The sequence below is a fragment of the Streptomyces sp. NPDC051041 genome (assembly GCF_044456065.1).
GTDB lineage: Bacteria > Actinomycetota > Actinomycetes > Streptomycetales > Streptomycetaceae > Streptomyces > Streptomyces glaucus.
On the sequence record NZ_JBITFM010000021.1, the window covers coordinates 61431 to 69863 of the forward strand.

Annotated in this window: 7 protein-coding genes and 1 tRNA gene; 6 read left to right on the forward strand and 2 right to left on the reverse strand. The window is 73.1% G+C overall.

Going from position 1 to position 8433, the window contains the following annotated elements; all coding sequences use genetic code 11:
* Nucleotides 1-286 precede the first annotated feature (286 nt).
* Both ACIBAI_RS25690 and ACIBAI_RS25695 read left to right on the forward strand, forming a co-directional pair.
* Nucleotides 287-745: an SRPBCC family protein gene (locus tag ACIBAI_RS25690; protein WP_399037783.1), complete on the forward strand. Its 459-nt coding sequence runs from the start codon at nucleotides 287-289 to the stop codon at nucleotides 743-745.
* 39 nt (nucleotides 746-784) lie between these two features.
* Nucleotides 785-856, forward strand: a tRNA-Val gene (locus tag ACIBAI_RS25695).
* A gap of 127 nt (nucleotides 857-983) precedes the next feature.
* Here ACIBAI_RS25695 and ACIBAI_RS25700 read toward each other — a convergent pair.
* Nucleotides 984-1709: a 3'-5' exonuclease gene (locus ACIBAI_RS25700; protein ID WP_399037784.1), complete on the reverse strand. Its 726-nt coding sequence runs from the start codon at nucleotides 1707-1709 to the stop codon at nucleotides 984-986.
* A 169-nt stretch (nucleotides 1710-1878) separates the two neighbouring features.
* On the opposite strand from ACIBAI_RS25700, the gene ACIBAI_RS25705 reads away from it, so the two are divergent.
* The 4 genes from ACIBAI_RS25705 to ACIBAI_RS25720 all read left to right on the forward strand — a co-directional run bounded on the left by ACIBAI_RS25705 (nucleotide 1879) and on the right by ACIBAI_RS25720 (nucleotide 6373).
* Nucleotides 1879-2445 (forward strand): DUF4365 domain-containing protein, encoded by a 567-nt coding sequence (locus tag ACIBAI_RS25705; protein WP_399037787.1) that lies wholly within the window; start codon nucleotides 1879-1881, stop codon nucleotides 2443-2445.
* A complete protein-coding gene (locus tag ACIBAI_RS25710; RefSeq protein WP_399037789.1) occupies nucleotides 2442-3665 on the forward strand; it encodes a hypothetical protein in 1224 nt (407 codons plus the stop codon). The genes ACIBAI_RS25705 and ACIBAI_RS25710 overlap by 4 nt, the downstream gene beginning before the upstream one ends.
* A 93-nt stretch (nucleotides 3666-3758) precedes the next feature.
* On the forward strand, nucleotides 3759-5735 hold the full coding sequence (gene thrS, locus ACIBAI_RS25715; protein ID WP_399037792.1) for a threonine--tRNA ligase: 1977 nt from the start codon (nucleotides 3759-3761) through the stop codon (nucleotides 5733-5735).
* Nucleotides 5736-5812: 77 nt separating this feature from the next.
* Nucleotides 5813-6373, forward strand: a complete 561-nt coding sequence (locus ACIBAI_RS25720) for an HIT family protein (protein WP_399037794.1) — start codon at nucleotides 5813-5815, stop codon at nucleotides 6371-6373.
* A 114-nt stretch (nucleotides 6374-6487) separates the two neighbouring features.
* On the opposite strand, the gene ACIBAI_RS25725 is transcribed toward ACIBAI_RS25720, so the two are convergent.
* Nucleotides 6488-8149, reverse strand: a complete 1662-nt coding sequence (locus ACIBAI_RS25725; RefSeq protein WP_399037796.1) for a hypothetical protein — start codon at nucleotides 8147-8149, stop codon at nucleotides 6488-6490.
* Between the last annotated feature and the right edge of the window lie 284 nt (nucleotides 8150-8433).

Below are 8433 nucleotides of genomic sequence, written 5' to 3' on the forward strand. Positions count from 1 at the left end.
GCCGCCTCCCGCCCGCGCCGCCGGCACCTCGCCCAGGGCGCGGACAGCGGCAGCCCGGCGGGGGCGGGAGGCCCCCGGCGGGGGAGCGGGCCGGCGATCCGCGCCGCAGGAGGGGCGCGCCGGGGCCGGGCGCCGGGCAAGGGCACCGCACCGCCCGGCAGCGGCGGCGCCCCGAGGTGACGCCGGGCGCCCGGCGGAGCCACGTCCGGTGGGGCGGCCGGCCGCACCGCACGCGCCCGGCGGCGGGGACCGGCATGCGATCCCCGCCCGCGGGCACCCTCCGTCCATGGACTGGACCCACTACCGCTTCCGCAGCCTGTGGACCCTGCCCGCACCGCCCGACGCCGTCTACGACGTGCTGCAACGACCCGAGGACTACCCCCGCTGGTGGCCCCAGGTGCGCGAGGTGACCCGGCTCGACGACACCACCGGGGCCGTCCGGATCCGCTCCTTCCTCCCGTACGACATGACCTTCACCGCGCGCGGGACCCGGCGCGATCCGGTGGCCGGGGTCCTGGAGATCGCCCTGTCCGGCGACATCGAGGGCTCGGCGCGCTGGACCGTCACTCCGCGCGGCACCGGCAGCCTCGCCCGCTACGACCAGGTCGTCGACGTGGCCAAACCGCTGCTCAGGCGGTTCGCGGTGCCGGGACGCCCGCTGTTCCGCGCCAACCACCGGCTGATGATGCGGGCCGGGCGGCGCGGACTGGCACGCCACCTGGAGCACGGCCGGCAAGCGGTTTGAAGGAAGCCCGCGAAGACCTGTATTGTTCAGTGCGTTCCCGGGCGATTAGCTCAGCGGGAGAGCGCTTCGTTCACACCGAAGAGGTCACTGGTTCGATCCCAGTATCGCCCACGTTCACGAGAGCGACGCGGTCCGCGGACAGTGCGGACCGCGTCGCTCTCCTCGTGTCCGGCGCGGTTGCGCCACACGGAGCGAGGCCCCCGCCCCGTACCTCCGCCGCCGACCTGAGCCGCCGGGTTCACGCAGCCGCCGGCAGGTCCGGCCGCAGCGGCCACGCCGGGTCCACCGGCTCCTCCGAGCCGTTGAGCGCGAACCACGCCTGGAGTCCCCGCGCCTGCGCCGCGTGCCACACCGCCTGCAGCGTGTGCAGCTCGGCGGGGGACAGCTGCTCCAGCCGGGACGCGAAACGCCGCCCCACCGCCCGTACGACGTTCAGCGCGGCCAGCGCGTCGGCCGCCGCGTCGTGCGCCTCCTCCAGCGGCACCCCGTAGTGCGCGCACAGGTCGGTGAGGGTGCGGCGCCCCTTGCGGTAGCGGTCCAGATGCTTGTCGAGCACCCGCGGATCCAGGACGTGCAGCGGCGTCGCCTCGAACCAGCGGCCCAGGGACGAGGCGCGGTGCCGGCGCAACTCCCGGTCGAGCAGCGTGAGATCGAACGGCGCGTTCATCACCACCACCGGACGTCCCGCGGCGGCCTGCTCGGCCAGCGTCTCGGCTATCTCGTACATCACCGGCGCCGGCCAGCGGCCGTTGCGCTGCAGATGCTCCTCCGTCAGCCCGTGCACCGCCGTCGCCGCCTCGGGCACCGGCACGCCCGGATCGACCAGCCAGCGGCTCACCCGCGGCCGCAGACCCGGCGCGTCCTGGACGACGACGGCGGCCGACACGATCCGGTCGGCCTCGACGTCCACACCCGTGGTCTCCGTGTCGAACGCGGCCAAAGGCCCCTCGTACCAGCACGTCATACCGACCAACTCCTCGATCGACCAGGGCGGCTGACGTCCCGTCGCCTGCCCGTTCCGGTGATACCCGGGCTGTTTGCGCCGTACGCCGGAAGGACACAACAGGAACAACGGGTCTTTCCGGTTCAAGGGCCCGCGACGGGGATCCGCTTGTTCCGGAAGGCTGTCCGTCATGGCCATCGCGCAGCCCGAACGGGGCGGGCTGCTGCCCGGGGGCCCGGCACCCTCCCGCGGCACGCTCGCCACCACCGCCTGCATGGAGACGCTCCAGGTCGGCTATCTGCACGCCGTCGCGGCGGCCGCCGGCTGCTCGCTGTCCCAGCCGTTCCCGGACAACGGCATCGACTGGCACGTCAGCCACAGCGCACCCGGCCACACGGTCGACGACGAGGTCACCATCAAGGTGCAGCTCAAGGCGACGTACCAGGTCCCGCCGAACCCGCCGGGCCGCTCCTTCTCCTTCACGCTCGACAACGAGCACCTGGCGAAGCTCGCCCGCACCCCGGTCTCGGTGCACAAGATCCTCGTCGTGATGCTCGTACCCCGCTCGCGGGACGACTGGCTGCGGGCCGGCCACGACCGGCTCGACCTGCGGCACTGCTGCTACTGGACCAACCTCGCCGGACACCCGGTCACGGGCCGGCGCCGCACCACCGTGCGGATACCGACCTCGCACATCTTCGACGACCGTGCGCTGTGCGGGATCATGACGCGGGTCGGGACGGGAGGGACACCGTGACGCACCGCCCGACCGGGGAGCCCCTGCGGCCCGTGCGGCCGCGCCCCGCCGACGCCGCCCGGCCCGGCCCGCCGCCCGAGCCCGGCCAGGTCGACCCGGCCGTGCTCGGCGCCCTGCTGCACCGGCACGGCTGGCAGCGGCGCGGCGGCGCCGCCGGACGCTACGGCCGCTGGACCCCGCCGGGGCCGGGCGGCGGCACGAGCCTGCTGGTGCCCGAGACCCGGGCCTTCCCCGACAGCGACGACCTGCTCGGCGAGGCCCTGCACGCCCTGGCCCGCAGCGGCACGCCCGCCGCGCGCGAGATCCTGGTCGCCCTCGCCGTGCCCAGCGACGAGATCCGCTGGTGGCGGGACGTCCCCGGCGGCCCCGGCGACGCCGTCCCCTGGACCGTGGAGGAGCAGCTGCGCTCCGCCGCCCGCCGGACGCTGCTCGCCGGGGCGCTGGCCGTCCGCGCACGGGCCGGCTACCACGGCGCCCGGCACCGCCGCTTCGCCGCCGCGATGCTCCAGGACGTCCTGGTCGCCCCCGCCCCCGGCGGACGCCGCCTGACCGCGTTCGTGCCGGCCGCCGCCGGCCGCCCCCTCGCCGTGCGCCTGCACCACGCCCTGCACGCCGCCCGCGAGGCCGTCGACCACCGGCGGGCCACCGGAGGCCTGGACGCCTTCGACTCGGCCGTCCGGGCCGGCGTCAGCCACGAACTCACCGGGGCCCTCGTCGCCCTGGTGCGCGGCACCGAGGGCGCCCGGATCGCCGTCGCGTGGGCCCCGGCGGCCGGCGTCCCCCAGGGCTGCGCGGCCGCCGGGCCCGTCGAGTTCTCCCCCGGCGACCTGCCCGCGCTGCGCGAGGCCGGGGACCGCTATCTGCGGGCCGAGCCGTCCGTGCCGGTGCGGATCACCGGCACGGTGGTGCGGATGCGCAGGTCCCAGCCGTACGGCGCGGGCACCGTACGGCTGCGGGTGCTCACCGGGGCCGACGTCCCGCACGTGCGGGTCACCCTCGACGAGGAGGCGTACCGGATCGCCGGGCACGCGCACCTGGCCGGGCTGCCGGTGCGGGTGCGGGGCCGGCTGGAGAGCCGGGGCGGTTTCCGCCGGCTCACCGGTGCCTCGGAGGTCGTGCCGGTGCGGGTCGACGACGCCGAGCGGGACCGGCTGATGAAGTCGCTGCGGGAGACCGCCGGGATCGCGGACTTCTTCGAGGAGGCGGGCGGCGGGGAATGATTTCGCGGTGGAGGGCCCCGGGTCGGTACGATCGCCCTCATGCGCGCGCTCCGGTATGGCGCCGCGAACCCACCCTTCAGTCAGGAGAGACCGGTGTCAGACGTCCGTGTGATCATCCAGCGCGATTCCGAGCGGGAAGAACGCGTGGTGACGACGGGCACTACGGCCGCCGACCTCTTCGCCGGCGAGCGCTCGGTCGTCGCCGCGCGCGTGGGCGGCGAGCTCAGGGACCTGTCGTACGTGCTCTCCGACGGGGACGAGGTGGAGGGCGTCGAGATCTCCTCCGAGGACGGCCTGAACATCCTGCGCCACTCCACCGCGCACGTCATGGCGCAGGCCGTGCAGGAGCTCTTCCCCGAGGCCAAGCTGGGCATCGGCCCGCCCGTCAAGGACGGCTTCTACTACGACTTCGACGTCGACAAGCCGTTCACGCCCGAGGATCTCAAGGCCATCGAGAAGAAGATGCAGGAGATCGTCAAGCGCGGCCAGCGCTTCGCGCGGCGCGTGGTGACCGACGAGCAGGCCCGCGAGGAACTGGCGGACGAGCCGTACAAGCTGGAACTGATCGGCCTCAAGGGCTCCGCCTCCAGCGAGGACGGCGCCGACGTCGAGGTCGGCGCCGGCGAGCTGACGATCTACGACAACCTGGACGGCAGGACCGGCGAGCTGTGCTGGAAGGACCTCTGCCGCGGTCCGCACCTGCCCTCCACCCGCCTCATCCCGGCGTTCAAGCTGATGCGCAACGCGGCCGCCTACTGGCGCGGCAGCGAGAAGAACCCCATGCTCCAGCGCGTCTACGGCACCGCCTGGCCGTCCAAGGACGAGCTGAAGCAGTACCTGGACTTCCTCGCCGAGGCCGAGAAGCGCGACCACCGCAAGCTGGGCAGCGAGCTGGACCTGTTCTCCATCCCGGAGCAGATCGGCTCCGGCCTCGCCGTCTTCCACCCCAAGGGCGGCATCATCCGCCGGGTCATGGAGGACTACTCGCGGCGCCGCCACGAGGAGGAGGGCTACGAGTTCGTCTACACCCCGCACGCCACCAAGGCGAAGCTCTTCGAGACCTCGGGCCACCTGGACTGGTACGCCGACGGCATGTACCCGCCCATGCAGCTCGACGAGGGCGTGGACTACTACCTCAAGCCCATGAACTGCCCGATGCACAACCTGATCTTCGACGCGCGCGGCCGGTCCTACCGCGAACTGCCGCTGCGCCTGTTCGAGTTCGGGACCGTGTACCGGTACGAGAAGTCGGGCGTCGTGCACGGCCTGACCCGCGCGCGCGGCTTCACCCAGGACGACGCGCACATCTACTGCACCCGCGAGCAGATGTCGGACGAGCTCGACAAGACGCTCACCTTCGTGCTCAACCTGCTGCGCGACTACGGCCTGACCGACTTCTACCTGGAGCTGTCCACCAAGGACCCGGAGAAGTTCGTCGGCTCCGACGAGGCCTGGGAGGAGGCCACCGAGACGCTGCGCCAGGTCGCCGAGAAGCAGGGCCTGCCGCTGGTCCCGGACCCGGGCGGCGCCGCCTTCTACGGCCCGAAGATCTCCGTGCAGGCCAAGGACGCCATCGGCCGCACCTGGCAGATGTCGACCATCCAGCTCGACTTCAACCTGCCGGAGCGCTTCGACCTGGAGTACACCGCCGCCGACGGCTCCAAGCAGCGCCCGGTCATGATTCACCGCGCGCTGTTCGGCTCCATCGAGCGCTTCTTCGCCGTGCTGCTGGAGCACTACGCGGGCGCCTTCCCCGCCTGGCTCGCCCCGGTCCAGGCGATCGGCATCCCGATCGGCGACGCGCACGTCGAGTACCTGGAGAAGTTCGCCGCGGCGGCGAGGAAGAAGGGCCTGCGGGTCGAGGTCGACTCCTCCTCGGACCGCATGCAGAAGAAGATCCGCAACGCCCAGAAGCAGAAGGTGCCCTTCATGGTCATCGCGGGCGACGAGGACATGTCGAACGGCTCGGTGTCCTTCCGCTACCGCGACGGCTCGCAGGAGAACGGCATCCCGTTCGACGAGGCCATCGCGAAGATCGCGCAGGTCGTCGAGGAGCGGGCCCAGGTCTGATCACACCGCTGACCGCACGCGGCGAAGGCCCCCGGGATCCCCCGGGGGCCTTTGCCGCGCCCCCGCGGCGAAGCCATATGCTGCACTGCATGACGAGTGAGCCGGAGCAGCAGCTGGGAGTGGGGACGCAGGACGCGTTCCAGCGTCTGTGGACGCCCCACCGGATGGCCTACATCCAGGGCGAGAACAAGCCGAGCGGCCCCGGAGCCGGCGACGGATGTCCCTTCTGCTCGATCCCGGCCAAGTCCGACGAGGACGGGCTGATCGTCAAACGCGGCGAGCAGGTGTACGCGGTGCTCAACCTGTACCCGTACACCGGCGGCCACCTGATGACCGTGCCCTACCGCCACGTCGCCGACTACACCGACCTGACCGGGGCGGAGACCGCGGAACTCGCCGAGCTGACCAAGCAGGCGATGACGGCGCTGCGCACCGCGTCCGGCGCGCACGGCTTCAACATCGGCATGAACCAGGGCACGGTGGCCGGCGCGGGCATCGCCGCCCACCTGCACCAGCACATCGTGCCGCGCTGGGGCGGTGACACGAACTTCATGCCGGTCGTCGGTCACACGAGGGTGCTGCCGCAGCTGCTGGCGGACACCCGCAAGATGCTGGCGGAGGCGTGGCCGGCGGCGTGACCGCCGGGCGGGTCCGGCCCCGGGGCCGGACCCGCCCGGGCCGAGGGGAAGCCCGGGGGCGCAGTTCCGGGCCGGCTCCCCCGGGAGCCCCCCGCACGGTCACCCGCCGGGGGACTACGCGTCGTACAGGTCGGCCTTCCTCGGCGCCGGGTCCTGCACCTGGGTGCTGAGGAACGCCGACCGCGCGCCGAACTTCTCCGTGTCCACGCCGTTCTCCTTCAGCACCTTGATCGCCGCGGTGTGCACCACCCGCAGCACCGGCGTGGCGGCGCGCAGCGCGTCGTCGGCCATGAACCGGTGCCGCCACGGCTGGTCCGCCCACGCGTGCCGCAGACCGAACGGCTCCGGCAGGGCGATCGTCCCGCCCAGCCAGTTCAGCAGCGGCGGGTACCAGGTCAGCGGCGCGCGCACCGCGAGCCGCACGACCTCGTTGGCGGTCACCAGCGGCAGCTTCACCGTGCGCGTCTCCCACGGCTTGAACGACTTGGTGACCTCCTTCGACGGCGCCTCCGGCTTGGAGGTGAACAGACCGTTCACGGGGCCCAGGGCATGGCCGGTGACCTCGATCCGCAGGGTCGCGTGCAGCACGGTCACCGTGATCAGCATCGTGATGACCAGCTGTCCGTCCCACAGCGTCCACTGCACGCCCAGATAGTGCCGGTCGCCCGCGCCGAACTGCTGCTTGTTGCAGATCTCCTGTATGGCGTGCGGCTTGACCTGGTAGGCCTCGACGTCGGTGCCCTCCGGCCGGGACACCGCCGAGGCGTTCTCCCCGATCGGGGTGACGATCCAGTGCCGTATCGACGGGGTGGGGAAGCCGCCGGTGTTCAGCGGGCCCCGCTCCAGCATCCGCAGCTGGTCGTGGATGGACCGTACGACGTCCCAGCTGCGGAACGGGTGGATCTCCCGGGCGGGGTCGGCGGGCACCAGCTCCTCGGCCAGCTGCCAGCTGCCCCAGCGGGTGCCCATGCCGAGTATGCCCTTGGGCCCGGCGTAGAAGACGGAGTTGGACTGCTGCTCGGCGCTGAGCTTGGCCAGGGACTGGCGCAGCTGCTCGGCCGCGGTCGCGTTCGGTCCGGTCGGCACCGTCTCGGGGACCTTGGCGCCGACGCTGCTGCCGGACAGCAGGCTGTCCCAGCGCTCCCGCAGGTCCCGCGCCGTGCGCTCGCAGATCTGCTTGGCCCCGAACCAGCCGACCACGGGCATCACCACCGCCGCGCGCGCGTACCAGCCCCAGAAGCCGCCGAAGGGCATCCGGACCAGGAAGAGCACGGCCAGGGCGCCGACCGCGACGAGCAGGACGGTGCCGAACGCCCCGGCCTGCCGGTTCTCGGACTTGGCGACGGTGGCGCGGATCTGGAAGACCAGCAGCCAGGCCAGCAGGCCCGGCAGGAACAGCAGACCGCACACCACCATGACGGCGGTCAGCTTGTTGTCGCGCTCCCGGCGGATGCGGTTGGCCGCCAGGCAGTGCTCCACGACCACCTGAGGCTCGGCGCCGAAGGACTGGATGAGGGGTTTGCGGCCGCTGCCCAGCATCCGGTCCACCACCGCGCGGGAGAAGGCCTCGCCGAGATTGGGCCGGAAGATCGTGGCCCAGGGCCGGCCCGGCTTGACGGTCGTCTGGTGCCAGTCGTTGTCCGCCTTCTTGATCTCCTCGACCGGGCCGTCCCGGTAGGCCGCCGACGCCAGCGCGAGGGTCGGCGTCTGCCCCCCGTCCCCCGTGCGCGGCACCTGTGGCCCGAAGATGTCCGCGTAGCCGCTCTCAACGGTCATGTCCGCCCCCGATCGCCGCCACTGTCGCTTTGCGGCCTTCCCGACTTCCTTGCTCCGCACACCTGTTGATCAGGTCATCAGGGTAGCCCTCGGCGCCGGCATCCGTCGGCGGACGGCCGAAGCCGCCCGCCGGACGGAGGGGGGCGCTCCGCGCACGGGCCACGCACCGGCGCGCACACGGCACTCGACGACGCGCGCGCACCACGGGCGGGGGGCCCCCCCCCCCGGGGGGGGGCCCCGCGCCCCCGCCCCCGCGGCGGGGGCCGGGGGGCGGGGGCGCCCCC